This is a genomic window from Micromonospora sp. NPDC000668, from assembly GCF_042897975.1.
Taxonomy (GTDB): Bacteria; Actinomycetota; Actinomycetes; order Mycobacteriales; family Micromonosporaceae; genus Micromonospora.
In genome coordinates this window covers 394,360-420,412 of sequence record NZ_JBIAYP010000004.1, presented here as the reverse complement: position 1 = coordinate 420,412, position 26,053 = coordinate 394,360, and the positions used below count along the sequence as shown (strand labels likewise).

The 26,053-nt window shown below is 72.2% G+C and carries 21 protein-coding genes; 9 read left to right on the top strand and 12 right to left on the bottom strand.

What is annotated here, in order from left to right:
* Window positions 1–14: 14 nt before the first annotated feature.
* The 4 genes from ACFY29_RS22755 to ACFY29_RS22740 form a co-directional block, all read right to left on the bottom strand.
* Complete coding sequence (locus tag ACFY29_RS22755) at window positions 15–2,489, bottom strand: AAA family ATPase (RefSeq protein ID WP_386989316.1); 2,475 nt, start codon at window positions 2,487–2,489, stop codon at window positions 15–17.
* Window positions 2,489–3,637: an exonuclease SbcCD subunit D gene (locus ACFY29_RS22750; RefSeq protein WP_386989313.1), complete on the bottom strand. Its 1,149-nt coding sequence runs from the start codon at window positions 3,635–3,637 to the stop codon at window positions 2,489–2,491. Before ACFY29_RS22750 ends, ACFY29_RS22755 begins: the two co-directional genes overlap by 1 nt.
* 48 nt (window positions 3,638–3,685) lie before the next feature.
* Complete coding sequence (locus ACFY29_RS22745; protein ID WP_328425033.1) at window positions 3,686–5,446, bottom strand: ATP-binding protein; 1,761 nt, start codon at window positions 5,444–5,446, stop codon at window positions 3,686–3,688.
* Window positions 5,447–5,608: 162 nt separating this feature from the next.
* Entirely contained in the window at window positions 5,609–6,355 is a 747-nt protein-coding gene (locus tag ACFY29_RS22740; protein WP_386989310.1) for a pyrimidine reductase family protein, read from the bottom strand.
* Between the two features lie 151 nt (window positions 6,356–6,506).
* Between ACFY29_RS22740 and ACFY29_RS22735 the strand changes: the two genes are divergently transcribed.
* From ACFY29_RS22735 to ACFY29_RS22710, 6 genes are all read left to right on the top strand, one after another.
* A complete protein-coding gene (locus ACFY29_RS22735; RefSeq protein WP_386989307.1) occupies window positions 6,507–7,070 on the top strand; it encodes a plasmid pRiA4b ORF-3 family protein in 564 nt (187 codons plus the stop codon).
* Between the two features lie 244 nt (window positions 7,071–7,314).
* On the top strand, window positions 7,315–8,604 hold the full coding sequence (locus ACFY29_RS22730) for an extracellular solute-binding protein (RefSeq protein ID WP_386989304.1): 1,290 nt from the start codon (window positions 7,315–7,317) through the stop codon (window positions 8,602–8,604).
* Between the two features lie 118 nt (window positions 8,605–8,722).
* Window positions 8,723–9,694, top strand: coding sequence for a sugar ABC transporter permease (locus ACFY29_RS22725; protein WP_328425040.1), 972 nt, complete (start codon window positions 8,723–8,725; stop codon window positions 9,692–9,694).
* A gap of 10 nt (window positions 9,695–9,704) precedes the next feature.
* The gene (locus ACFY29_RS22720) at window positions 9,705–10,547 is read left to right on the top strand and encodes a carbohydrate ABC transporter permease (protein WP_328425042.1); all 843 of its coding nucleotides are present in this window, start codon (window positions 9,705–9,707) and stop codon (window positions 10,545–10,547) included.
* Entirely contained in the window at window positions 10,544–11,977 is a 1,434-nt protein-coding gene (locus tag ACFY29_RS22715; RefSeq protein WP_386989300.1) for a GH1 family beta-glucosidase, read from the top strand. The genes ACFY29_RS22720 and ACFY29_RS22715 overlap by 4 nt, the downstream gene beginning before the upstream one ends.
* An 82-nt stretch (window positions 11,978–12,059) precedes the next feature.
* A complete protein-coding gene (locus ACFY29_RS22710) occupies window positions 12,060–13,106 on the top strand; it encodes a LacI family DNA-binding transcriptional regulator (RefSeq protein WP_386989297.1) in 1,047 nt (348 codons plus the stop codon).
* Between the two features lie 226 nt (window positions 13,107–13,332).
* Here ACFY29_RS22710 and ACFY29_RS22705 read toward each other — a convergent pair whose 3' ends face one another.
* Both ACFY29_RS22705 and ACFY29_RS22700 read right to left on the bottom strand, forming a co-directional pair.
* Entirely contained in the window at window positions 13,333–14,553 is a 1,221-nt protein-coding gene (locus ACFY29_RS22705; protein WP_386989294.1) for an acyl-CoA dehydrogenase family protein, read from the bottom strand.
* Window positions 14,553–15,632, bottom strand: a complete 1,080-nt coding sequence (locus ACFY29_RS22700; RefSeq protein ID WP_328425049.1) for a phosphotransferase family protein — start codon at window positions 15,630–15,632, stop codon at window positions 14,553–14,555. Before ACFY29_RS22700 ends, ACFY29_RS22705 begins: the two co-directional genes overlap by 1 nt.
* Before the next feature lie 146 nt (window positions 15,633–15,778).
* Here ACFY29_RS22700 and ACFY29_RS22695 point away from each other — a divergent pair, with 146 nt between their 5' ends.
* Window positions 15,779–16,483, top strand: coding sequence for an amino acid-binding protein (locus ACFY29_RS22695; RefSeq protein WP_328425051.1), 705 nt, complete (start codon window positions 15,779–15,781; stop codon window positions 16,481–16,483).
* A gap of 89 nt (window positions 16,484–16,572) precedes the next feature.
* Complete coding sequence (locus ACFY29_RS22690) at window positions 16,573–17,649, top strand: GNAT family N-acetyltransferase (RefSeq protein WP_386989290.1); 1,077 nt, start codon at window positions 16,573–16,575, stop codon at window positions 17,647–17,649.
* Window positions 17,650–17,722: 73 nt separating this feature from the next.
* Here ACFY29_RS22690 and ACFY29_RS22685 read toward each other — a convergent pair whose 3' ends face one another.
* The 3 genes from ACFY29_RS22685 to ACFY29_RS22675 all read right to left on the bottom strand — a co-directional run bounded on the left by ACFY29_RS22685 (window position 17,723) and on the right by ACFY29_RS22675 (window position 20,922).
* On the bottom strand, window positions 17,723–19,288 hold the full coding sequence (locus tag ACFY29_RS22685; protein ID WP_386989286.1) for an aldehyde dehydrogenase family protein: 1,566 nt from the start codon (window positions 19,286–19,288) through the stop codon (window positions 17,723–17,725).
* 268 nt (window positions 19,289–19,556) lie between these two features.
* Window positions 19,557–20,081, bottom strand: a complete 525-nt coding sequence (locus tag ACFY29_RS22680) for an isochorismatase family protein (RefSeq protein WP_355603389.1) — start codon at window positions 20,079–20,081, stop codon at window positions 19,557–19,559.
* A gap of 70 nt (window positions 20,082–20,151) precedes the next feature.
* Window positions 20,152–20,922 carry an LPXTG cell wall anchor domain-containing protein gene (locus tag ACFY29_RS22675; RefSeq protein WP_328425059.1) on the bottom strand — a complete coding sequence of 257 codons (771 nt, stop codon included), beginning with the start codon at window positions 20,920–20,922 and terminating at the stop codon, window positions 20,152–20,154.
* A gap of 357 nt (window positions 20,923–21,279) precedes the next feature.
* Here ACFY29_RS22675 and ACFY29_RS22670 point away from each other — a divergent pair, with 357 nt between their 5' ends.
* Window positions 21,280–24,177: a glycoside hydrolase family 9 protein gene (locus ACFY29_RS22670; protein ID WP_386989282.1), complete on the top strand. Its 2,898-nt coding sequence runs from the start codon at window positions 21,280–21,282 to the stop codon at window positions 24,175–24,177.
* A gap of 114 nt (window positions 24,178–24,291) precedes the next feature.
* Here ACFY29_RS22670 and ACFY29_RS22665 read toward each other — a convergent pair whose 3' ends face one another.
* The 3 genes from ACFY29_RS22665 to bioB are packed head-to-tail and all read right to left on the bottom strand — an operon-like array spanning window position 24,292 to window position 26,028.
* Window positions 24,292–24,798: a GNAT family protein gene (locus ACFY29_RS22665; protein WP_355603380.1), complete on the bottom strand. Its 507-nt coding sequence runs from the start codon at window positions 24,796–24,798 to the stop codon at window positions 24,292–24,294.
* A 4-nt stretch (window positions 24,799–24,802) separates the two neighbouring features.
* On the bottom strand, window positions 24,803–25,012 hold the full coding sequence (locus ACFY29_RS22660) for a hypothetical protein (RefSeq protein ID WP_386989279.1): 210 nt from the start codon (window positions 25,010–25,012) through the stop codon (window positions 24,803–24,805).
* 20 nt (window positions 25,013–25,032) lie between these two features.
* Window positions 25,033–26,028 carry a biotin synthase BioB gene (gene bioB, locus ACFY29_RS22655; protein ID WP_328425067.1) on the bottom strand — a complete coding sequence of 332 codons (996 nt, stop codon included), beginning with the start codon at window positions 26,026–26,028 and terminating at the stop codon, window positions 25,033–25,035.
* Window positions 26,029–26,053: the final 25 nt, after the last annotated feature.

Here is a 26,053-nt window from a genome sequence, read left to right as displayed (position 1 = left end):
CCGCTGCGCTGCGCTCACCGGCCGGTCCGTTCCACGCGCGCCGAGCGGGCGTCCTTGCGTACCTCGAACCGGACCGGGATCCGCTCGGCCAGCGCCGGCACGTGCGTCACCACGCCGACCATCCGGTCACCCCGGGCGGCCAGGTTTTCCAGGGTGGCGGCCACCGTGTCCAGGGTGGCCGCGTCCAGCGTGCCGAAGCCCTCGTCCAGGACGATCGACTCCAGGCTCGCCGCCGTGGTGGACATCCCGGCGAGCTGTTCGGAGAGCGCCAGCGCCAACGCCAGCGACGCCTGGAACGTCTCGCCGCCGGAGAGGGTGCGCACACCTCGGCGCAGCCCGGCGTCGTGGTGGTCGACCACGAAGAACTCGCCCTTGTCGTGCACCAGCTCGTACTGCCCGGACGACAGCTCCCGCAGGATCCCCGACGCGCCGTCGACCAGCAGGTCCAACGCCTCGGCCAGCAGCCACCGCTCGAAGTTGTTGGCCCGCAGGTGCCCGGCGAGCGCGCGGGCCACCTGGGCCTCCCGCTCGTGCCCGGTGCGCTGCTCGCGCAGCGTCCCAGCCTGCTCGCGGCGCTCCCGCAGCCGGCGTCGGTCGGCGTCGGCCCGCTCCACCGCCACCGTCGCGGCGTGCACCGGATCGTCCGCGACCGGCACGTCCGCGGCGGCGAAGATGTCGGCGATCCGCCGCTGCACGGCGTCGGCGGCCGCCTCGGCGTCGGCCACGACGGCGGCCCGGCCGGCCCGGTCGGCGCGGCGGCGCTCCGCCTCGGCCGTCGCCCAGCCGGTCAGCGCCGCCCACGCGGCGGCCACGTCGTCCCGGTCGGTCGCGGGCGGACCGAACCGGGCCAGACCGTCGCGGGCGGTGTCGAAGCCCCGCCAGGTCGCCCGCAGCCGCTCCTGCGCCGAGTCCACTCCGGCGCGGGCCTGGCGGGCGCTGTCCCGGCCCGCCCGGACGGCGGTCGCCGCCTCCTCCAGCGCGCGCCGCAGCCGCGCGTGCTCGGCCAGCTCCCGGCGCAGCGCGGCCGGCTCGGCCGCGCCCACGAGCTGCCCGTCAAGGTCGGCCAGCCGGGCGTCCAACTGCTCCTGCCGGGCCCTGGCCTGCACCAGCAGCCGCTCCAGGTCGCGCGCCGCCGTGTCCCGCTGCTGCACGGTCGCCTGGGCGGCCTTGGTGGCGGCCCGCGCCGCCTTGCCGGCCGCCGTGGCGGCGGCCACCGCCGAGTCGGCCGGCACCGCCGGCACCTCGGTCACCGGCTGCTCGCAGACCGGGCAGGGCCCGCCGGGATGCAGGTGCACCCGCAGGCTGACCGCCAGGTCGGTGGCCTTCGCCTCCTCGTGCGCCCGGAAGGCCGCCTCCAGCTCCGCTTCGGCCCGCTCGGCGTCGGCGCGGGCGGCGGCCAGCGCGGCCACCGACACGCTGTGCTCGTCGTTCGCCGCACCCACCGCCGCGCGGACCGTCTCGGCCTCGCCGGTCAGCCGGTCCCGATCGTCGTACGCCCGCAGCAGCAGTCGCAGCGCGCTCTCGTCCCCGGCGCCGGCCAGCTCGCCGCGCAGCTTCTCCTCCCGCTCCTCGGCCAGCGAGACGCCGGCGGCTGCCGCCTCGGCCTCGGCCCGCGCCTCGGTCACCGCACGAGCCACCTCGGCCACGCCGCGCGGCGCGCGCACCCCGGTCAGCACGGTCAGCTCGTCGTCGAGGGCGGTCAGCGCACCGGCCGCCTCCCGCGCGGTGGCCCGGGCCGCTGCCAGCTCCGGCACGGCCGCGGTCACCGCGGCGGCCAGCTCGGCCATCCGGTCGACCCGGGCGTCGGCCTCGGCCAGCGCCTCGTCGTCCACGCCGGTGAGCCCGGCCAGCAGTTGGTCGACCGCGTCCAACCGGGCTTCCGCCTGCGCGGCACGCGCCGTCGCCCGCTTCTGCACGTCCTCGTAGACGCCGAGGCCGAGCAGGTTGACCAGAATCTGCTGTCGGGTCGCCGGCTTGGCGTGCAGGAAGTCGGCGAACTGCCCCTGCGGCAGCACCACACAGCTGGTGAACTGCTCGTACGGCAGCCCGACCGCCTCCAGCACCGCCTGTTCCATCTCGGCGGGGGTGCCGGCCACCACCTCACCGAGGTCGTCCGGGCTCAACCCGGTGTCCAGCTTGGTCACGTCGAAGCCGGCCGGCATCAGCTGCAACCCGGCGTTCGCGGTCTTGACGTTGCCCCGGCCGTCCCGGCGTACCACCCGGGTGGCCACGTACCGGGCGCCGCCGGACTCGAAGACCAGCCGCACCCGGGCCTCGGTCGAAGACGGCGCAAGCGCGTTGGCCAGCCCTCGGGCACCACCCCAGCGCGGCACCATGCCGTAGAGGGCGAAGCAGATGGCGTCCAGCACAGTGGACTTACCCGAGCCGGTCGGGCCGATCAGAGCGAAGAAGTCGGCGTCGGTGAAGTCGACCGTGGTGTCGTCCCGGAAGACCGTGAACCCGGCCATGTCCAACCGCATGGGACGCATCAGTGATCGACCTCCTCGAACAGCTCGTCGAAGAGTTCCTGGACGCCGTCGTCGGCGTGGCCCCGGCTGTCCAGGTAGTCGGCGAACAACTCCCGGGGCGAGCGCCCCGAGCGTTGCGCGATGCGGGCGCCGCTGCCCGGCGCGGCGAGCAGCTCCGGGTCGATCCGGATCTCCAGCGCCCGGGGGAGCAGCTCCTGGATCTCCTCGCGCAGGCCGGCGCGGGGTTGCTCCCGCACGTACACGCGCAGCCACGCGTCCGGTGCCTCGATCTCGGCGAGCTGGGCCAGGGTGCCCCGCACGGTGCGTAGCGCACTCGCCGCGGTCACCGGCACCTCGCGGACCCGGGCGGCGGTGGTGGCGGTCACCTCGACCAGCGTCACCGAAGGGATGTTTTCCTGCTCGCCGAAGTCGACCGCGAGCGGGCTGCCGCTGTAGCGCACCGGGCAGGGGCCGACGACCCGCTGCGCCCGGTGCAGGTGGCCCAGTGCCACGTAGTGCGCGGTGGCGGGGAAGACGGTGGCCGGCACGGCGTAGCCGAGCACGGTGTGCGCGTCCCGTTCGCCGCCGCCGGTGGCCGCGCCCGTCACGGTCAGGTGCGCGGTGACCAGGTGCACCCGGTCCGGCTCGGTGAAGCCCTCGGTGAGCCGACCCAGCACCCGGCCCAGGTGGTCGGCGTAGGTCTGGTTGGCCTCGGCGGCGGTCAACTCGTACATCTCCAGTGCACGCACCGCGTACCGCTGGGACAGGAACGGGAGCGCGGCCAGCCGCCACCGCTCGCCGCCGGCGGTGGTGCCGTCGATCACGTGCTCGTCCGGGTTTTCCCGCACACCGCCGCGCAGCGTGATGCCGGCGGCCTCCGCCCAGGGTCGCAGCGCGTCCAGTGCCGGGCCGTTGTCGTGGTTGCCGCCGATCGCGACCACGTCCGCGCCGGTGCGACGCAGCGCGGTCAGCGCCCGGGTGACCAGCCGGGTCGCCTCCGAGGTGGGCGCGGCGGTGTCGTAGAGGTCGCCGGCGACGATGACCAGATCCGGCTGCTCGGCGTTGGCTATGTCGATCACGCCGGCCAGTACGGCCTTGTGCTCCTCGGCCCGGGACTGCCCCTTGAGCACCTTGCCGACGTGCCAGTCCGAGGTGTGCAGGATCTTCACCGTGGCTGCCTTCCGTGCTGCGCGACTGCGGGACTCACCGGGCCACCCCTAGAACGGGATGTCGTCGTCGGTGCCGCCGCCGGAGCCCACCACGGCGAACGGGTCGGCGGACTGGGTGATCGAGCGGAGCGTCTCCGATGGAGCCCGGCCCGCCTCGGAGACCCGGGTGGCCCAGGCCGGGAACGGGAACTCCAGGCAGAGCGGCACCGGGATGTCCGGCTGGTTGACGAACATGGTGCCCGGCTTGGCCAGCAGCGCCCGCTGCCGCTGCGCCGGGGGCAGGAAACCGTACTCCGGGCGGGAGGCCTCGGCCGGGTCGAGCCGGCCGACCACCCGGATCGCCGAGTTGGTGACGATCCGCCGCTCCACCTCGCTCGCCGTCTGCTGGGCGCCGATCAGGATCACCCCGAGCGAACGGCCCCGCTCGGCGATGTCCAGCAGGACCTCCTTGATCGGCGAGGAGCCTTCCCGGGGGGCGTACTTGTTGAGCTCGTCGAGGACGACGAAGAGTAGCGGCTTGGCGGTGCCGGACTTCTCCTTGCGCTCGAACTCGCTCTTGAGCGTCACACCGACCACGAAGCGCTGGGCGCGGTCCGGAAGGTTGTGCAGGTCGACCACGGTGACCTGCGCGGACTCGCTGGTGTTGATCGAGTGCGGGCGGCGGGTGGTCAGGTCGCCGCGGATCAGCCGGGCGAGGTCCTTCTTGCTGCCGATCAACCGCCGGGCGAACGCGTTGACTGTGCCCAGGCCGACCGCGCTGCCCGCCCAGTCGGAGCGGGTCTCGTCGTCGTTGAGCTGGTCGACGATGTGGTCGACCAGGTCGCCGTAGGAGCCGAGCCGGACCCCGTCGATGCTCACCCCACCGTCGGCGGGCTGGGCGTACCGGGCCAGGTGCGCGGTGACCGAGTGGACCACCATCGTGTACTGCTGGCGCTCGTCGTCGGCGTCGGCGAAGACGTACGGCAGCAGCCGGTCTGCGCAGAACTCGCTAAGCGTCCAGTAGAAGGCGTCCACGCCGGTGAGGCGGCTGCTCACGTCCGGTGTGCCGGCGGAGTCGCCGACCCGGGGCGGGGCGTACACCCGCACGTCGGGGAAGGCGCCCGCGGTCAGCCCCAGCTTCGCGTACGCCGCACGGGTGGGCTCGTCGAGCCGGGTGTTGGGGTGGTCGAGGAAGAGCAGGTCCTCACCCTTGACGTTGAAGATCAGCGCCTTGGCGTTGACCGCGTCGCCGCCCAGCACGCCCGAGCGGAAGACCGAGTAGAGCAGGAAGGTGGCGAAGCTGGTCTTGGTGGCCACCCCGGAGATGCCGGAGATGGAGACGTGCGCGCCCCGGCTGCCGTCGAGGAAGTCGGCGTTGAGGTAGACCGGCACCCCGTCGCGGCCCATCCCCATCGGGATGCGCCGCTCCATCCGGTCGAAGTGCAGCGCCCGGGCCCGCGCGTCACCCTCGGCACGGTGCACCACCGCGCCGGGAGTCGGCGGCACGTAGAACTCCGGATCGACCCGGGTGGTGGTCACCTCGGCCGCCTCCTGCACCTGCGCCGGCAGCGTGCCGTCGGCGATGGCGAAGACGTCCGAGTCGAACTGGGCACCCTCGTGCCGGGCCCGGACCTGGGTGACCACCCCGGCGATCGTCACCGGCTCCCGGTCGGGCAGCTCACGCCGGGTGACCACCACGTCGTCGAGCTGGAGGTAGCTGCCGGGCGCCACGGCCGTCCAGAACTGCAACGGGGTGGCGTCGGCGGTGCCCAGCACCCGGCCGACCGGCTGGCCCGGGCTGTCGAGGCCGTCGGGGCCGTCGTCGGTCATCGGGCGACTCGGGTCGGTCGGGCATCACGGTCGGGGCGCATGAGGTGCATCCTGCCCGAGGAGTACGACAGGTCGCCACGCGACGCGGCGGACGACACCATCCGCCGTCGCGCTCACGACGCTGGGTGTGCGACCGGCGACGGCCCGTCGCGGTGTCGGCTGTTACGGGCGGGCGTGGCGGAGTATGAGAACGCCGTCGTCGGCGGCGAGTACGTGCCGCAGCGGCAGCTGCCGGGGCGGCGTGGCGGCGCCGGCGGTGATCCGGCCCGGGCCCGGGCCGGCGAGCAGCGGCGACACGGTGAGGCACAGCTCGTCGATCAGGTCGGCGGCGGTGAGCGCGCCGAACAGGTGCGGGCCACCCTCGCAGAGCAGTTGGGACAGCCCACGCCGGTGCAGCTCGTCGAGCCCGGCGGCCAGGTCGACCCGGTCCGCGCCGAAGGGCAGCACGTCGGCGACGTCGGTCAGACCGGGCGGCGGGTCGGCGCCGGCGTGGGTGAGCACGATCGGGCGTACCGGCGCGTCGGCGAGGGCGGCCTGCGCGGGGTCCAGGTCGAGCGTGCCGGAGACGACCACCAGCGTCGGGTACTCGGCCAGCCCGTTCGCGCGGCGCCAGGCGCGGCGGCGCTCGTCGAGCCGAACCGCCCGGTAGCCCTCGTGCCGGAGCGTGCCGGCGGCCACCACCAGCGCGTCGCAGAGCATCCGCAGCAGGCCGAAGACCCGCTTGTCCGGCTCGCCGGAGAGCCCGGCGGAGTAGCCGTCCACGGAGACCGCGCCGTCCAGGCTGGAGACGAAGTTGATCCGCAGCCGGGGCCGGTCGGCGCGGCCGTAGAGCGTGGTCAGTGCGGCGTCGTCGAGCGGCAGCTCGGACGGCTCGGGCCAGAGCCGTCGGATCGGGATTCCGACGGTCATTCGCTGGCCGGACCAGTGACCGGAGGGGTCGGTCGGGCGGTACGGTGCTGACAGTCGCACCAGTTCCGGCCCGGGCATTCGTCGTGTCGCCGGGCCCGGCACGCTCGGCAGATCATGCTCGAAGCCTAAGCCGCGGGAGGACAGGGACAGCATGCCGCGTCAGATCTTCCAGCTGAAGATGTCCCTCGCCGGCGTACGCCCGCCGGTGTGGCGCCGGGTGCTCGTCCCGGCCGGCTACACGTTGGACCGACTGCACCGGGTGGTCCAGCACGCGATGGGCTGGCGCGACTGCCACCTGCACTCGTTCGAGATCGACGCTGTGCAGTACGGCGAGCCCGACCCGGACGGGGAGTTGGCGCTGCACGACGAGCTGGACGTCCGGCTGGACGCGGTCCTCGGCAAGGGCAGTCGGTTCTCCTACACCTACGACTTCGGCGACTGGTGGGAGCACGACCTGGTGGTCGAGGACGCGCTGACCGCCGACCCCGATGAGCGGTACCCGCTCTGTCTGGACGGCGAGCGGGCCTGCCCGCCGGAGGGTATCGGCGGGCCGCTGGGCTACCGCGCGCTGCTGGTCGCGCTGGCCGAGCAGGGCGATCCGGCGGACCTCGACGACCCACAGCAGGCGATGCTGCGCGACTGGGCAGGCTCCACGTTCGACCCGTCCCGCTTCGACGCCAGCCGCACCAACACCCTCCTGCGCCGCTTCTGCTGACGTCGCGCCACCCACCGCTCGCTCCTGCCGCGCCGCCCACTGTGGGGTGAGGCGCCTGGCGGGCCGGTGGCGGTAACGATCTGGGAACGCTCCCATCGACCTATTGACACCCCCGTTACCCGCCGGCAATCTCATGGGAGCGCTCCCGGGAGTGTCGTGGGTCACCCACGCTCCTCGGATCCGGCGCGGCAAGCACCCCCCACCACACCCACCCAGCCTCACCACCGGAAAGAGGGGTCAGCGAATGAGTGTCACCACGCGGCGTACCCGCCTGGCGGCCGCTGCCCTGGCCGCGATCACCGCAATCGGCGGTCTCGCGGCCTGCGGCAACGACGACGAGCCGGCGGCCGGCGAGAAGCCGGCAAAGCTGGTCGTCGACACCTTCGGCGAATTCGGCTACGACGAGATCGTCAAGCAGTACGAGAAGGACACCGGGATCAAGGTCGAGCTGCGCAAGACCGCCCAGCTCAACGAGTACCGCCCGAAGATCGTCCGCGCGCTGGCCACCGGCAAGGGCGCCTCCGACGTCATCGCGCTCGAAGAGGGCATCCTCAACGAGTTCAAGGCCAACCCGGCCAACTGGGCTGACCTCGCTCCGCTGGTCGCCGACCACAGCAAGGACTACCTGCCCTGGAAGTACGAGCTGGGCAAGGCGCCGGACGGCCGGCTGATCGGCCTGCCCACCGACGTCGGCAGCCTCGCGGTCTGCTACCGCCGGGACCTGTTCGAGGCCGCCAAGCTGCCCACCGAGCGGGACCAGGTCGCCGCCCTCTGGCCGGACTGGAACGGCTTCATCGAGACCGGCAAGAAGTACCGCGCGGCCACCGGCAAGGGGATGCTCGACTCGGTCACCACCGCCTCCAGCGCCGTGATGTTCCAGAAGGGCGGTGACCTGTTCTACGACAAGGAGGACAACGTCGTCGCCGAGACCAGCTCGTCGGTCAAGGCGGCCTGGGACACCGGTGTCGCCATGGCGGACGCCAACATCTCCGCGAAGACGGCGACCTGGTCGCCGGAGTGGTCGGCCGGTTTCAAGCAGGGCACCTTCGCGGCGACCTTCTGCCCGTCCTGGATGCTCGGCATCGTCCAGGAGAACTCCGGCCCGGAGAACAAGGGCAAGTGGGACGTGGCGGCGGTCCCCGGCGGCGCGGGCAACTGGGGCGGCTCCTGGCTCGCCGTGCCGGAGCAGAGCAAGTACCAGAAGGAGGCGGCGAAGCTCGCCGAGTACCTCACCAACGCCCAGAACCAGGTGGCGGCGTTCAAGCTCAAGGGCCCACTGCCGACCAACCTTGAGGCGCTGAAGAACCCGGACTTCCTCGCCTACACCAACGAGTACTTCAACAAGGCCCCGACCGGCAAGATCTTCGGCGACAGCGTGGCGAAGATCCAGCCGCTGCACCTCGGCCCGAAGCACCAGGGCATCAAGGAGAACGCCTTCGAGCCGGCACTGCGGTCGTACGAGAGCGGGCAGGCCGCGAAGGACAAGGCCTGGGAGCAGTTCGCCAAGGACGCCAAGACCCAGGGCGCCTTCTGACCTCTGATTCCTCTCCACAGCGGTGGCGTCCGGGCAGCCGTCCGGACGCCACCGGTGGCGTCCTGTTCCGCGTGCCACCCCGCAGCGCCGGCCTCCCGGCGCCGGGAAAGGAAATCCCATGAGCCTGCCGGCCACGACGGCGCCGCCGCCTCCCGCCGCGCCGCCCCCTGACCCGTCCACCCCGCGCCGGTCCCGCGCGCACTCGCTGACCCGCCTGGACCTGAAGTTCTCGCCGTACCTCTACATCGCGCCATTCTTCGTGATCTTCGGCGTCTTCGGGTTCTACCCGATGCTGCGGACCGCCTGGATGTCGCTGCACGACTGGAACCTGGTCGGTGACCACACCTTCATCGGGTTCGACAACTACACCGCGCTCGTCACCGACGAGTACTTCTGGAACGCCACGGTCAACACCTTCGGCATCTTCCTGCTCTCCACCGTCCCGCAGCTACTGCTCGCCCTCTTCCTGGCGAACCTGCTGAACCGGACCTTCCTCCGCGCTCGGACGGTGTTCCGGATGGCGATCTTCATGCCGAACGTGGTCTCGGTCGCCGCGGTGGCGATCGTGTTCGGGATGCTCTTCCAACGCGACTTCGGCGTGTTCAACTGGCTGCTCGGCATGGTCGGCGTCGACCCGGTGGACTGGGACGCGCAACGCTGGAGCTCCTGGACCGCCGTCGCGTCGATGGTCAACTGGCGGTGGACCGGCTACAACACGCTGATCCTGCTGGCCGGCATGCAGGCCATCCCGCGTGACCTGTACGAGGCCGCGTCGATCGACGGGGCCAACCAGTGGAAGCAGTTCTGGCGGATCACCCTGCCGATGCTCACCCCGACCTTCGTCTTCGTGGTGATCCTGTCGACCATCGGCGGACTGCAGCTCTTCACCGAGCCGCTGGTCTTCGCCAACGGCAACATCACCGGTGGCGACCAGCGGGAGTTCCAGACGCTGGCCATGTACATGTACGAGCTCGGCATCGAGAACCTGAACACGGCGGGGTACGGCGCCGCCGTGGCCTGGGCGATGTTCATCATGATCGCGCTGTTCTCGCTGCTCAACTTCCTGCTCGTCCGCCGCTCGGTGAAGTGAGGAGACAGCCGTGAACTCCGCCTCCCAGCGCCTCTGGCGCACCAGCCCGCTGACCTACTGCGCACTCGTGCTCGCGGTGCTCTTCTCGATCTATCCCTTCTACTACATGATCGTCATCGCCACCCGCAGCCTGGACGCCATCAACGACGTGCCGCCGCCGATGACGCCCGGCGACTCGTTCGGCGACAACTTCGGCCGGGTGCTCGACAACGACGCGGCGAACTTCGTCACCGGCCTGATCAACTCGCTGATCGTCTCGTCGGTGGTCACCCTCTCCGTGGTGATCACCGGGTCGCTGGCCGGCTTCGCGTTCGCCAAGCTGCGTTTCCGGGGCCGCAACGTCCTGCTGCTGTCGATCATCGTGACCATGATGATCCCCACCCAGCTCGGACTGATCCCGCTCTGGGGGATGATCCAGGATCTCGGCTGGTACGACACCCTCTACGCGGTGACCGTGCCGTTCCTGGTCAGCGCGTTCGGCGTGTTCATGATGCGGCAGTACGCCAGCCAGGCGGTCTCCGACGAGCTGATCGAGGCCGGCCGGGTCGACGGGGCCAACACGTTCCGGATCTACTGGAACATCGTGCTGCCGGCGCTGCGGCCCGCCGCAGCCGTGCTCGGCCTGCTCACCTTCATGGAGACGTGGAACTCCTACCTGTGGCCGTACGCGGTGCTCACCCCGGAGAACCCCACCCTGCAGGTGTCGCTGGCGTTCCTGTCGTACGCCTACTACACCGACTACTCCCAGGTGTTCGCCGCCACGGCGATCGGTACCGTACCGCTGGTCATCGTGTTCATCGTGTTCGGCCGCCAGATCATCGGCGGGATCATGGAAGGTGCCGTCAAGTCGTGAGCAACCCCGCCAGCCCGCCCGCCGTCGGCGTCCTCGACGAGCGCCCCGGGCTGACCTTTCCGCCCGGCTTCCTGTGGGGGGCCGCGACCGCGGCGTACCAGATCGAGGGGGCGGCGGCCGAGGACGGCCGTACCCCGTCGATCTGGGACACCTTCAGCCACACCGACGGCCGGGTGCTCGCCGGGCACACCGGCGACGTGGCCTGCGACCACTACCACCGGCTCGGCGGCGACGTCGCGCTGATGGCCGAGCTGGGCCTGAAGTCGTACCGTTTCTCGGTCTCCTGGCCCCGGGTGCAGCCCGGCGGCACCGGCGCGGCCAACCCGCAGGGCCTGGACTTCTACCGGCGGCTCGTCGACGAGTTGCTGGCGCACGACATCGAGCCGTGGCTCACCCTCTACCACTGGGACCTGCCGCAGCCGCTGGAGGACGCCGGCGGCTGGCCGGCCCGGGACACCGCCGCCCGCTTCGCCGACTACACAACGCTGGTCGCCGACGCGCTCGGCGACCGGGTGCGCTACTGGACCACGCTGAACGAGCCGTGGTGCTCGGCGTTCCTCGGCTACGGCTCCGGCGTGCACGCCCCCGGCCGCTCCGACGGAGCGGACGCCGTCCGCGCCGGCCACCACCTCATGCTCGGGCACGGCTTGGCCGTGCAGGCGCTGCGGACCGCCCGGCCCAGCGCCGAGGTGGGCGTGACGGTCAACCTGTACCCCGTCGACCCGGCCAGCGACGCCCCCGCCGACGTGGACGCGGCCCGGCGGATCGACGCGCTGGCCAACCGGTTCTTCCTCGACCCGCTGCTGCGCGGGTCGTACCCGGCGGACCTGGTGGCCGACCTGAGCACGGTGACCGACTTCGACCACGTGCGCGACGGGGACCTGGCGACCATCTCCACGCCACTGGACGTGGTCGGGGTCAACTACTACAGCCGGCACGTGGTCGCCGCCCCGGTCGAGGGCGCCGAGCCGGAGCCGTACTGGCGGGCACCCTCCTGCTGGCCGGGTAGCGAGGACGTCCGGTTCGTCACGCGCGGCGTCCCGGTCACCGACATGAACTGGGAGATCGACGCCCCGGGCCTGACCGAGACGTTGCGCCGGGTGCACGACGAGTACACCGACCTGCCGCTCTACGTCACCGAGAACGGCTCCGCGTTCGTCGACACGGTGGTCGACGGGCAGGTCGACGACGTCGACCGGTTGGCCTACTTCGACGCCCACCTGCGCGCCGCGCACGAAGCGATCAACGCCGGGGTGCCCCTGCGCGGATACTTCGCCTGGTCGCTGATGGATAATTTCGAATGGGCCTGGGGTTACACCAAGCGGTTCGGCATGATCCATGTCGACTACGACAGCCAGGTCCGCATCCCCAAGTCCAGTGCCAGGTGGTACGCCTCGGTGATCCGACGCAACGGTCTGGCCGCACAATAGGCTCGGGCCAGCCATCAGGGCGGTCCTGGTGTCCACCTCCCGCAGGTGGCACCGGGTCCGCCCGCCGTCGGAGGAGCAGACGATGACAACGCAGCGCACCCGGTCGCTCGGGCGCCCGACCCTCGATGCGGTCGCGGCGCGCGCCGGCGTCGGGCGGGGCACGGTCTCCCGCGTGGTCAACGGCTCGCCCCAGGTCAGCCCGGAGGCCCGGGCCGCGGTCCAGCAGGCCATCGCCGAGCTGGGGTACGTGCCGAACCGGGCCGCCCGCGCGCTGGTCACCCAGCGGACCGACTCCGTCGCGCTGGTGGTGTCCGAATCCGGTGATCGGGTCTTCACCGAGCCGTTCTTCGCCGGCATCGTGCGGGGGATCAGCTCCGCGCTGTTGGAGACGCCGATGCAGCTCTGGCTGGCCATGGCCCAGTCGCCGGTGGAGCGGGAGCGGGTCGAGCACCACCTGACCAACCAGCACGTCGACGGCGTACTGCTGCTGTCGTTGCACGACTCCGACCCGCTGCCGACCCTGCTGGAGGAGCGCGGCCTGCCCGCCGTCCTCGGCGGCCGGCCCGCCCGGATGCTGCAACCGGGCGCCCAGGCGGCCTGGTTCGTCGACGTGGACAACGTTGGCGGCGCGCGGCAGGCGGTGGAGTACCTGGCCGGTCGGGGGCGGCGCCGGATCGCCACCATCGCCGGGCCGCAGGACATGGGCGCCGGCCTGGCCCGGTTGGCCGGCTACACCGAGGCGGTCAAGGCCACCGGGGTCGGCGTCAACCCCGACCTGATCGCGTACGGCGACTTCAGCGAGGGCAGCGGCGCGGCCGGCATGCGGCGGCTGCTAGATGCCTGCCCGGACCTGGACGCGGTCTTCGTCGCCTCCGACCTGATGGCGTTCGGCGCGCTGCGTGCCCTGCGCGAGGCCGGCCGGCGGGTGCCCGAGGACGTCGCGGTGATCGGCTTCGACGACGCGCCGATCTCCCGGCAGGCGGATCCGCCGCTGACCACGGTCTTCCAGCCGGTGGAGGAGATGGGCCGGCAGATGGCCCGGCTGCTGGTCGCCCGCATCCGAGGCGACGACCTCCCCGCCCCCCACATCCTCCTGGACACCCAACTAGTCCACCGCGCCTCCGCCTAACCCCCGGCCTCCCCGCTCGCGCCCCCTCGCGCCCGCTCGCGCCCCCTCGCGGCGTGATCATGAGGTTGACGGGGACAATTCGGGCACGACGCACCGCTAACCTCATGATCACCGGGTGAAGCGCGCGCATGATCGCGCTCGATCCTGGATGTAGTGGTGTTGGGCTTGGGCGAGGGGACTACATCCTGGATCGAGCGCGATCATCGGGGTGCGGGGTGCGGCGTGGTCAGGCGAGGGTGGGGGTCCAGCGGCGGAGTTCGCGCTTGGCCAGGGAGTTGCGGTGGACCTCGTCGGGGCCGTCGGCCAAACGCAGGGTGCGGATCTGCGCCCAGAGGGCGGCCAGCGGCGTGTCCTGGCTGACGCCGGCGCCGCCGTACCCCTGGATGGCCTTGTCGACCACCCACTCCGCCATCGCCGGCGTGCCGATCTTGATGGCCTGGATCTCGGTGTGCGCGCCCTTGTTGCCGACGGTGTCCATCAGCCAGGCCGTCTTGAGCACCAGCAGCCGGGACTGCTCGATGCGCACCCGTGACTCGGCGATCCACTCCCGGACCACGCCCTGCTCGGCCAGCGGCCGGCCGAACGCGATCCGCTCGTTGGCCCGCCGGCAGAGCAGCTCCAACGCCCGCTCGGCCATCCCGATCATCCGCATGCAGTGATGGATGCGGCCCGGGCCCAGCCGGGCCTGGGCGATGGCGAAACCGGTGCCCTCGGCGCCGATCAGGTTCTCCGCCGGCACCCGGACGTCGGTGAAGTCGATCTCGGCGTGCCCGCCGTGGGAACCGTCGGTGTAGCCGAAGACGGTCATGCCCCGGCGCACCGTCACCCCCGGAGTGTCCCGGGGGACCAGCACCATGCTCTGCTGGCGGTGCCGGTCGGCGTCCGGGTCGGTCTTGCCCATCACGATGAAGATCTCGCACTGCGGGTCCATCGCACCGGACGACCACCACTTGCGCCCGTTGATCACGTACTCGTCGCCGTCGCGGGTGATCCGGGTCGCGATGTTGGTGGCGTCGGAGGACGCGACGTCCGGCTCGGTCATGCAGAACGCGGAGCGGATCTCGCCCTCCAGCAGCGGTATGAGCCAGCGCTCCCGCTGCGCGTCCGAGCCGAACTCGGCCAGCAGCTCCATGTTGCCGGTGTCCGGAGCCGCACAGTTGACGGCCTCCGGTGCCAGGTGCGGGCTGCGCCCGGTCAGCTCGGCGAGCGGGGCGTACTGGAGGTTGGTCAGGCCGGCGCCGTAGCGCGGGTCGGGCAGGAAGAGGTTCCACAGGCCGCGCTTGCGGGCCTCCGCCTTCAGCTCGGCCAGCACCGGGGTACGCGACCACGGGTCGCCGGCGGCCGCCTGCTCGGCGTGCACCGCCTCGGCTGGATAGACGTGCTCGGTCAGGAACCGGGTCAGCTCGTCGCGCAGCTCCTCGGTCCGGGCGTCGTACGAGAAATCCATCACCGCTCCCTGGCGGCGGTCAGCCCGTGTTCGACCAGCGGTGCCACCATGTCGCCGATCCGGTCGAAGCCCTCGCCGAGCGTCTGCCCGAGCGTGTGGCGGTAGTGGATGCCCTCGCAGATGACCGCGAGCTTGAAACAGCCGAGCGCCACGTGCCAGTGCAGCGGCCCGACGTCGACGTCGCTGCGCCCGGCGTACCGGTCGATCAGCTCGGCGCCGGTGGGGAAGCCGGCGCGCGGGCCGAGCCCGTCGGCGACCGGATTGCCGGCGGTCGTCTCGCTGTCGCCCAGCACGTTCCAGTACGTCAGTAGCAGCCCCAGGTCGGCGAGCGGGTCGCCGAGGGTGGCCATCTCCCAGTCGAGCACCGCGTGCACTGCCACCGGGTCGGCCGAGGCGAGGAGATTGTCCAGCCGGTAGTCGCCGTGCACGATCCGGCCCGCGTTCGCACCCTCGGGCGCGGTCGCCGCGAGCAGGTCGCGCAGCTCGTCGATGCCGGGCAGTGGGCGGCTGCGCGAGCGGTCGAGCTGCCCGGCCCAGCGGCGGACCTGCCGGGCCAGGTAGCCCTCGGGACGGCCGAAGTCGCTCAGCCCGACCGCGGCCGGCTCGACGGTGTGCAGCGCGGCCAGGGTGTCCATCATCGCCATTGCGAGGGCCCGGCGTCGCTCGTCGCCCAGCGGGTCGGTCTGGTGGCGGTTGCGGAACACCTCGCCGGGCATTCGCTCCATCAGGTAGAACGGCGCGCCGAGCACCTCCGGGTCCGTGCAGAGCAGCAACGCACCCGGCACCGGCACATCGGTCGGCGCCAGCGCCGAGATGACCCGGAACTCGCGGGCCATGTCGTGGGCGGTCGCCAGCACGTGCCCCAGCGGCGGCCGGCGCAGCACGACCTCGCGGTCGCCGAGGCGTAGCAGGTACGTGAGGTTGGACTTGCCGCCCGCGATCAGTTGGGCCCGCAGCGGGCCGACGGCCAACTCGGGGCGGTGCTCTGCCAGATAGTCGGCGAGCCGGGCCAGGTCCAGCCCGGCGGGCGAGGCCGGAACGGCTCCCGGCCGGATCGCATCGACGGCCGGATCGGTCATCCGACTAGTTGATGGCAGCCGGCTCACGTTGTCAAGGTCGGATTTTGCCCTCGGGACATGCCTCTGCAACAGGGACGAAATGGTCACGGACCAGGCTGGGACCAGCCCTGCCGGCCACTGCCGGCCCGCCGAGCGGAGGGACAGACATGTTGCTGCGAGTTCGGGTCACCCTGCCGGACCGTCCGGGCACCCTCGGCCAGGTCGCCCGCACGCTGGGCGTATCCGGCGCGGACATCGTCCAGGTGGTGGTCCTGGAGCGGCTCGGCGGGCGCGCGGTGGACGACTTCACGGTGGTCTGGCCGGGCGCGGCCCGGGTGGAGCGGCTGCTGGCCGGCCTCGCGGCGATTCCGGGCGTCCGGGTGGACGGTGTGTGGCGGGCGATCGGCGCGCCCACCACCACCGGCCAGGACGCGGAGTTGCTGGCCCAGGTCGCGGCGAACCCCGCCGACGGGCTGGCCACCCTGGTCGACGCGGTACCCGGGCTGCTGGCGGCCGACTGGGCCGTTGCCGCCGTGGTGCCGCTGGACTGGGCGTCGCGGACCGGAGGCACCGGCGGGGCGACCGTCGAGCACGCCAGCTGGCGGGCTCCCGTACCGCTGCGGCTGCCGGAGGTGACCCCGCTGCGCGGCCGGTCGGTGACCACGCCCGACGGCACGCACCACGCGATCACGCCGTTCGGCCGGGCCGGCCTGGTGCTGGTGGTGGCCCGTGAGCACAGCGACACCCTCTCCGCCGCCGCGTTCCACAGCACCGAGGTGGACCGGCTCACCCAGCTCGTCCGGGCCAGCGCGGTGATCCTCGGTGACCGGCTGGACCTGGTCGGCGCGCCTCCGGTGGTCGCTGGCCCCTGAGCGACCCGAGGAGTTCCCGGGACGTCACCGGCGAGCAACCGGGCGGCAACAGCCGGAGGCGAGGCTCATACCGGGGAAGGGAGCCAACCATGACGTTGTGGCGGATTCGAGCCACCGTGGACGACCGACCGGGCTACCTGTCGGTTCTCACGGCGAGCCTCGCGCTGCGCGGGGTCAACATCCTCACCGTGCAGGTGCAACCCACCGAGCACGGCGCGGTGGACGATTTCCTGGTCGACGCGCCGGACGCGCTCGACGAGGCCGAACTGATCGCCGCCGTCGAGCGGGGTCGGGGCCGGGACTGCTGGGTGGCGCGCAGCGAGGCGCGCGGCCTGGCCGACCAGCCCACCCGGGTGCTCGGGCTGGCCAACCGGCTGGTGCGCGACCCGGACGCGACGGGCGAGGCGCTGCGTACCCTGCTCGGCGCGGATTCGGTCAGCTGGCGGCCCGCGTCGATCGGCCTCGACCGGGGGATCGTCGGCGCCAGCATGCTGCTGGCCGACCCGGCGGGCGGCTCGTTCGCGCTGCGGCGGGCCGCGCCTGCCTTCACTCCGGCGGAGTACGCGCGGGCGCAGGCTCTGGTCGAGCTGGCCGCCACGGTGGCGCGCCGGGCCGCCGAACAGGTCACCCTGGTGCTGCCTGACGGTGCCGAGCTGACCGTCCGGCCGTCCTGCGCGGACGACGTGGCGGGCGTGCTGGAGCTGCACGAGGGTTGCTCAGCGCGCAGCCGGCACCGGCGCTACCTGGGCGGGGCGGCGCTGCCGCAGCCGGCCCGGCTGCGTCGGCTGCTGGAGCCGAGCCGAGGGCTGACCCTGATCGCCTCGGCTCCGGCCTCCGACGGTGTGGCGGAGTCGGTGGTCGCGATGGCGAACCTGCTCGGCGAGGGCGACGAGGCCGAGGTGGCGCTGCTGGTACGCGACGACTGGCAGCGGCGGGGGCTGGGCTCGGCGCTGCTGCGCCGGCTGGTCGGGCACGCCGACCGGGCCGGGTACGCGGCGTTGCTGCTGCACGTTCAAGCCGAGAACACCCCGATGCTGCGGACCCTGCGCCGGCTGGATCGGCCCAGCGTTGCCGAGCGTGACGGCGCCCTGCTCACCCTCACCGTTCCACTCGCCGTCCCCGCTCCGGTGGAAAGGAAGGGCACCTTCCTGACGCCCGGGGCATAGCAGGGAACTCCGCCAGCGCGGTGTCGAGCGGGCCCCCTGCCATGCCGCCAGGGGGCCCTTCCGCACACCTCGATCAGGTGGTGGGGTAGCTGCTGTAGTCGGGGAAGTTGCCGTAGAGCCGGCTGTCGCCGCCGACGGTGACCGCCTGCACCAGCAGGTCGCCGCCGACGAACGCGCCCTTCCAGGAGGCGCCCCGGCCACCGAACGCCTCGTCCCGGTCGCCGCGCGAGCGCGGCTTGTTGATGCCCACCTTGAACGCCTGGAGGTCCACCGCGAGCTTGCCGGCCTCGTCGGTGTCGTCGCAGGCCAGCGACGCGACCAGTGCGCCGTTGGAGGCGTTCATCGCGGCCAGCAGTTCGTCGGTGGTGTCGACCACGACGATCGTGTCGACCGGCCCGAACGGCTCGGCGTGCATCAGCCGGGACCGGCCGGGCGGGGCGAGCAGCACCGACGGCGCCACGTACGCCGAGGTGTCCTGCTCGGGCAGGAACGGTGCGCCGGTCAGCTTGCCCCGGTGCAGCGGCACCGCGCCGCCGCGGACCGCCTCGTCGACCTTGCGGTGCAGCTCGTCGGCCTTGGCGGCGCTGATCAGCGGCCCGAAGTCCAACTCAGGCAGCGGGTCGCCGGGCCGCCAGGTCTCGTCCACCGCGAGCGGGTGACCGAAGCGGACCGAGCGCACCACCGGCAGGTACATGTCGAGGAACTCGTCGACCAGGTCGCGCTGCACCACGAACCGGGGGTACGCGGTGCAGCGCTGCTTGCCGTACTCGAAGCCCTTCTTCAGGTGCGTGGCGAGCAGGTCCCACTGGGAGAAGTTCCAGATGCCCCAGGCGTTGAGGCCCTCCTGCTCGATGAAGTGCCGCTTGTCGCTGTCCAGCAGCGCGGCGGCCACCTTGCCCCCGTTGGAGCGCCCACCGACGAACGCCACTGCCCCGATCTCCGGCGCGCGGACCAGCACTTCGGACAGTTCCTCGCCGCCGCCGGAGACCAGCGTGGCGGGCAGCCCGGCCCGGCGCATCAGCGCGTGCGCGACGGTCAGGCAGACCGCGCCGCCCTGTGACGGGGTCTTGGCGATGACCGCGTTGCCGGCCAGCAGTTGGACCAGTTCGGCGTGCACCAGGACGCTCATCGGGTAGTTCCACGACGCGATGTTGCTGACCGGGCCGGGGAGCGGTTCGCGGCCGTCGGCGAGCATCCGGTCGATCTCGCCTGCGTACCAGCGGACGCCGTCCAGTGCGCGGTCCACATCGGCGCAGGCCAGCCGCCACGGCTTGCCGATCTCCCAGACCAGCAGCAGCGCGAGCAGGTCGCGGTGGGCGGTGAGCGCGTCCAGCGCGTCGGTGACCCGGGATTTACGCTCGGCGAGTGGGGTCTGGGCCCAGGCCCGGTGCGCGGCGGCGGCGTGTGCGACCGCGGCGCGGGCGGTGTCGGCGTCGAGCCGGGGCAGGTTGATCACGACGGTGTTGTCCACCGGGGTGCGGACCGGTGCGGGGCGGCCGATGGCCCGCCAGTCGCCTTCGACCAGGTTGTGCAGGGTGGTGACGCCGTCGACCTCGGCGCCGAACGCCTCCGGGGTGGCGGCCACCGCGCGGGCGAGGACGTCGGACCATGCGGTGCCCTCGGCGAGTCGTAGTGCCATCGCGTTCTCCTCAGGGTTGTCCGGGGAGCGGCGGCGTCGATGGCACCACTGGTGACCGGTACTGTCTCGCGCCGGGTAGCGGGTCAGCAACAGTACGTTTGTCTGGCTGGACACGGTCGCGTCCGCGCAGCCCGGCGGCTCGCTCGATGGCGAGCCGTCGGAGCTGCGCAGACACTCGCTAATAAATCAACGAACATCGATGATGTGACCTAGCCCCCGGGCGCCGTCGACCGGTTACCCGTCAGTACGGATCGACGGCGGGAGCGGATCAACCGCCCAGTGCGTCGACCGCCTCGGCGGTGGTGCAGACCGTGCCCAGCGCGCGGAAGATGTTGTTCACCGCGAACTCGTGCGCGGACGTCTGGAGGCCGCTCATCGCGTCCTGCGGCAGCACGACCCGATAGCCGATCTCGTAGCCGATCCGGGCGGTCTGTTCCACCCCGTAGTTGGTGGCCACGCCGGCCACCACCAGCGTGTCGACGCCCCGCTCGCGCAGCGTCGCGTCCAGGCCGGTGTCCTGGAACGGGCCCCAGGTGCGCTTGGTGATCTCCAGGTCGCCCGGGTGTGGCGCAACCTCCGGTACCAGTTGGCTGCCGGCCGACTGTGGATCGACGCCCGGCTGGTCGAACCGGACCACCACGACCAACGCCCCGGCGGCGCGTGCGGCGTCGGCGAGCGCGACGCACCGGGCCACCACCTCGGCGCCGGAGTGCGGGGCGAGGGCCTGGTCGACCATCTGTCGTTGTAGGTCGATCAGAAGGATGGCGGTACGGGATGGTTCCAGGGCATTCATCGTCCGACCCTAGCAACGGCGCGACCGGCCGCCGGAGGAGCTCCGGCGGCCGGTCGGCACTGCGGCGGGATCAGCTGGTGAAGGTGATCCGGTCGCGACGGCGGCGCAGCATCAGCAGCGCCCCGCCGCCGATGAGGGCGACGCCGCCCAGCGCGATGCTGGTGACGGCGACGCCGGTCTTCGGCAGGCCACCCTCGCCGCCGCCGCTACCCGTGCTCGGCGACGGCGAGATCGAGTCCGACGGCGCGACGGAGTCCGACGGCGACACCGACTGCGACGGCGAGGTCGACTGCGAGGGGGACGTGGACTGCGACGGGGAGACGGAGGTCGACGGCGTCGGCGACGCGGTGGTCGACGGGCTCGGGCTGGGCGACTGGCTGGTGCCGGCGCACGTGTGGCTGAGGTTGAACTTGTCGGCCCCGCCGGTGATCTGGGCGGTGCCGGCGCTCAGCGTCCAGCCGGCCGGGGTGAAGACGTAGGCGTGCATCACCTTGTCGCCGGCCTTGTAGAAGTAGTCCGGGTACGCGTCGGTGCTGTCGGGCACCCGCACCTGGACCGGTGTGGAGCTGTTGGCGAAGGTGAGGGTCAGCGACTCGAAGCTGCTGTCGCCCCGCCCCTGCTGCGGGAGAACGAAGTGCCACCCGTCGTAGCCGGCCGGAAGGTCGTCGAACCGTTCGTCGCCACACTCCTGGTTGGCGAAGGTCCCCGCCTGCGAACCCACGTGGGCCGGGTTGAGCGAAATCGACGTGGCGACCGCCCAGGCGGGCGAGCCGATGGCGAGACCGGCCGTGGCGGCGGCCGTGCAGACGGCCGCGCGCGCGAGGCGCCGACGCTGTGGCATGAGGATTCCTCCGAGATTGGCCGAGGGGACGGCACATGATCCATCCGCGGGATCCCCGACCGGCATCGGTCAATCGGTCTGAGCTGCGACGACGTCCTGGACAGGAGTTGGATCCCGGCGGACTTTCCCGGCCGTCGAGCGCGTGTCGCGGTAACGCGTACGTGCGTTACGACGCTGCCGGCGCACTCGGCGGGCTTCCCAACCGGCGGTGTCCACATTACATTGTCGCTTATCCATGGGAGCGCTTCCATAGATGCTCATGGTCACTCCACCACCCCGCAGTCGCTGGTGGCCGTGCCGTTCGACGCCGTCCCGCGTCGGTACGGCCGCCGGCGGCGCCTCCGACAGGAGCCCGCCATGCGCCACCCCACCCGGCCGGTCCCCGGCCACCCCGGCCGATCTCCGGTCGTTGACCAGCCCTGGCCGCGGCGACTGCTGGCTGCCGGCGTCGCCCTGCTCACCGGGCTGTCCCTCGCGGTCGCCGCACCCCCGTCCGGGCCCGCGTCCGCCGCGCCGGCCTTCAACTACGCCGAGGCGTTGCAGAAGTCGCTGCTCTTCTACGAGGCGCAGCAGTCCGGCCGGCTGCCCGACTGGAACCGGGTCTCCTGGCGTGGCGACAGCGCGCTCACCGACGGCGCCGACGCGGGGCTGGACCTCACCGGCGGCTGGTACGACGCCGGCGACCACGTCAAGTTCGGCTTCCCGATGGCGTTCAGCGCCACCATGCTCGCCTGGGGCGCGGTCGAGTACCGCAGCGGCTACACGGCCTCCGGTCAGTTGCCGCACCTGCTGAACAACCTGCGCCACGTCAACGACTACTTCATCAAGGCGCACCCCGCGCCGAACGTCCTCTATGGACAGGTCGGCAAAGGCGACGACGACCACAAGTGGTGGGGACCGGCCGAGGTGCTGCCGATGGCGCGGCCCGCGTACAAGATCGATGCGAGCTGTGGCGGCGCGGACCTGGCGGGGGAGACGGCGGCCGCGATGGCCGCCTCCTCGATGGTGTTCCGGCCCACCGACGCGGCCTACGCCGACCGGCTGCTCGGACACGCCCGGCAACTCTACACCTTCGCCGACACGGTGCGGAAGTCGTACCACGAGTGCATCACCGACGCGACCAGCTTCTACCGCTCGTGGAGCGGCTGGCAGGACGAGCTGGTCTGGGGCGCGATCTGGCTGCACCGGGCCACCGGCGAGGCCAGCTACCTGGCCAAGGCCGAGAGCGAGTACGACAAGCTCGGCACCGAGAACCAGTCCACCACCCGCTCCTACAAGTGGACCATCGCCTGGGACAACAAGCAGTTCGGCGCGTACGTGCTGCTGGCCAACCTGACCGGCAAGCAGAAGTACGTCGACGACGCCAACCGCTGGCTGGACTACTGGACCGTCGGCGTGAACGGCCAACGGGTGCCCTACTCGCCCGGCGGGATGGCGGTGCTCGACTCCTGGGGTGCGCTGCGGTACGCCGCCAACACCTCCTTCGCCGCGCTGGTCTACAGCGACAAGACCACCGACGCGACCCGCAAGGCGCGCTACCACGACTTCGCCGTCCGGCAGATCAACTATGCGCTGGGCGACAACCCGCGCAGCTCCAGCTACGTCATCGGGTTCGGCGCCAACGCGCCGCGCAACCCGCACCACCGCACCGCGCACGGCTCCTGGTGGGACAGCCAGAGCGTGCCCGTCGAAACCCGACACACCCTCTACGGCGCGCTGGTCGGCGGCCCGTCCGCAGCCAACGACGCGTACACCGACAGCCGGTCGGACTACGTGATGAACGAGGTGGCCACCGACTACAACGCCGGCTTCACCTCCGCGCTGGTCCGGCTGGTCTCCGAGTACGGCGGCAACCCGCTCGCCGGCTTCCCGGTCGCCGAGACGCCGGACCTCGACGAATTGACCGTGGAAACCACGGTGATGCAGGCCGAGCCCCGGGCCACCGGGCTGAAGGCGATCATCTACAACAAGTCCGCGTTCCCGGCCCGGGCCCTGACCGACGGCCGGTTCCGGTACTACTTCCGCCCCGACGGCGCCGGGCCGGTGCAGGTCACCGCCGGCTACACCCAGGGCTGCCCGTCCCCGACCACCGCCCGGCAGTTCAGCGGCGACATCTGGTACGTCGAGGTGGACTGCACCGGGCACACCATCGCGCCGGCCGGCCAGTCGCAGCACCGGATGGAGATCCAGTTCAAGATCGGGGTTCCGGAGGGCGGCACCTGGGACCCCACCAACGACCCGTCGTACCAGGCCACCGCCGGGCCCAACTCTCGCGTTCCGCTGTACTCGGGCGGCACCCGGGTCTGGGGCGAGGAGCCCGGGCCGACCGTGCCGGACACGACCGCTCCGACCGTGCCCGGCCAGCCCGTCGCGTCCAACCTCACGGCCCGCTCGGTCACCCTGACCTGGGCGGCGTCCACCGACAGCGGCGGCAGCGGGCTGGCCGGGTACGAGGTCCGCGAATTCCTGGTCGGCAACGACGTGGTGGTGATCCGGCCCGTCACCGGCACCTCGCTGACCGTCTCGCCACTGCTGCCGGAGCGGACGTACCAGTTCACGGTGGTGGCCCGCGACGGCGCTGGCAACACGTCGGCCGCCTCGCCGACGCTCAGCGTGACCACGCCGCCGGCCGGCAGCGCCGACACCACCGCGCCGAGCGCGCCCGGCACCCCGGTCGCCTCGGCCGTCACCGCCACCGGGCTCACCCTGAGCTGGCCGGCGTCGACCGACAACGTCGGCGTCACCGGGTACCGGGTCTACCGGGAGGCCGGCGCCACCGACCCGCTGGTCGGCTCGCCGACCGCCGCCACGCTGGCGGTGTCCGGGCTGACCGCCTCCACGGCGTACCAGTTCTACGTGGTGGCCGTGGACGCGGCCGGCAACACCTCCGCGGCGTCCGCGCCGGTCGCCGTGACCACCGCGCCTCCGCCGGCCGGCGGTGCCTGCGCGGTGGGGTACGTCACCAGCGACTGGAGCACCGGCTTCACCGCCACCGTGACGATCGAGAACACGGGCACCACCGCGATCAACGGCTGGACGCTGAGGTTCAGCTTCCCCGGCGGGCAGACCGTCAGCCAGGGCTGGTCGGCGACGATCAGCCAGGCCGGCGCGGCGGTGACCGCGACGAACCTCTCCTACAACGGGACCGTGGCCCCGGGGGCGTCGGTGAGCTTCGGCTTCAACGGCACCCACTCCGGCAGCAACCCGAAACCCACCGCCTTCACCGTCAACGGCACCGCCTGCACGCTCGCCTGACCGAGATCTTGGACAGTTGCCGTTCACCGGGAACGGCAACTGTCCAAGATTCACTTGTCGTCCCGCCAGCCGGCGGCAATGAGGGCGCGACGGACGGTTGAGGCCCCGGCTGGCTCACTCCACGAGGTCGTCGGCGAGCAGATCCATCAGCAGGCCGTCGTGCCAGCGACCGTCCTCGCCGCGCTCGTAGCGGCGCAGCACCCCCACCGGCCGGAAACCAGCCTTGGCGTACGCCCGGATGGCGGCGCTGTTCGCCGCCGCCGGGTCGATGGTGAAGCGGTGGTGGCCGTACTCGTCGATCAGATGCCGGGCCAGGGTGCGGATGGCGTCCACGCCGAGCCCGGCGCCGCGCACCGCCGGGTCGAGGAAGATGTCCAGGCTGGCGTGCCGGTAGTCCGGGTCCGATTCGGCGTACCACTGGATCGCGCCGATCACCCGGCCGTCGTGCTCGATGGCGTACAGCGTCAGATCGTCGTCGTCCAGGTCGGCGCGGACGGAGTCGGTCAGGTCGTCGCCGCCCCGCCACCACCGGCGTACCTCCGGATCGGCCCGGATCGCCGCGAGGGCCGTCACGTCGTCGTCCGTCACCGGCCGCAACGTCACCGCACGCCCCCGCAGCATCGGCTCAGCCCCGGATCTCGCCGTGCTCGACGCAGACCGCCGACCAGCCGACCGGCAGCACCTGCACCTTCATCCGGCGGCGGCAATGCGGGCAGTAGCGCGGCGGCTCCAGCGCCCGGGCCGCCGCGCACGACTCGTGCCCGCCGACCGCCGCGTCCTCGCCGCAGCGGTCACACCAGCGCTGCGCCGCCACGGGCTCGACAAGCTCGGTCACGTCGTTCTCACCGGATCATCTCAGAGGGTCGCCGAGAGGGCCTTGACCGGCATCTTCAGCTCGTCCAGCAGGTCCAGGTCGGCGGTCGCCGGCCGACCCAGCGTGGTCAGGTAGTTGCCGACGATCACCGCGTTGATGCCACCGAGCAGACCGTCGCGGGTGCCCAGGTCACCGAGGGTGATTTCCCGGCCGCCCGCGTACCGCAGGATGGTGCGCGGCATGGCCAGCCGGAACGCGGCGATGGCCCGCAGCGCGTCCTTGCCCTCCACGACCGGGCGGTCACCCAGCGGCGTGCCGGGGCGGGGGTTGAGGAAGTTCAGTGGCACCTCGTGCGGGTTGAGCTCGGCGAGCTGCGCGGCGAACTCCGCCCGCTGCTCGACGGTCTCGCCGAGGCCGAGGATGCCGCCGCAGCACACCTCCATGCCGGAGTCGCGGACCATCCGCAGCGTCTCCCAGCGCTCCTCCCAGGAGTGCGTGGTGACCACGTTCGGGAAGTACGACTGGCAGGTCTCCAGGTTGTGGTTGTAGCGGTGCACGCCCATGTCGACCAGGTCGTCGACCTGCTCCTGGGAGAGCATGCCCAGCGACGCGGCGACCTGGATGTCGACCTCGGCCTTGATGGCGGCGACGCCCTCGCGCATCTGCTTCATCAGCCGGGCGTCCGGGCCGCGCACGGCGGCCACGATGCAGAACTCGGTCGCCCCGGTCTTCGCGGTCTGCTTCGCCGCCTCGACCAGCGACGGGATGTCCAGCCAGACCGAGCGCACCGGGGAGGTGAACAGGCCGGACTGGGAGCAGAAGTGGCAGTCCTCCGGGCAGCCGCCGGTCTTCAGCGAGACGATCCCCTCGACCTCGACCTCCGGGCCACACCACCGCATCCGCACGTCGTGGGCGAGCTGGAGGGCGGCGGGCAGGTGCTCGTCGGGCAGGTTGAGCACGGCGAGGACGCCGGCCTGGTCGAGGCCGACGCCGTCACCCAGGACCTGGGTTCGGGCCTGGTCGAGGATCTCTGGCATGGCTCGTACCCTACAAGGCCCCCGG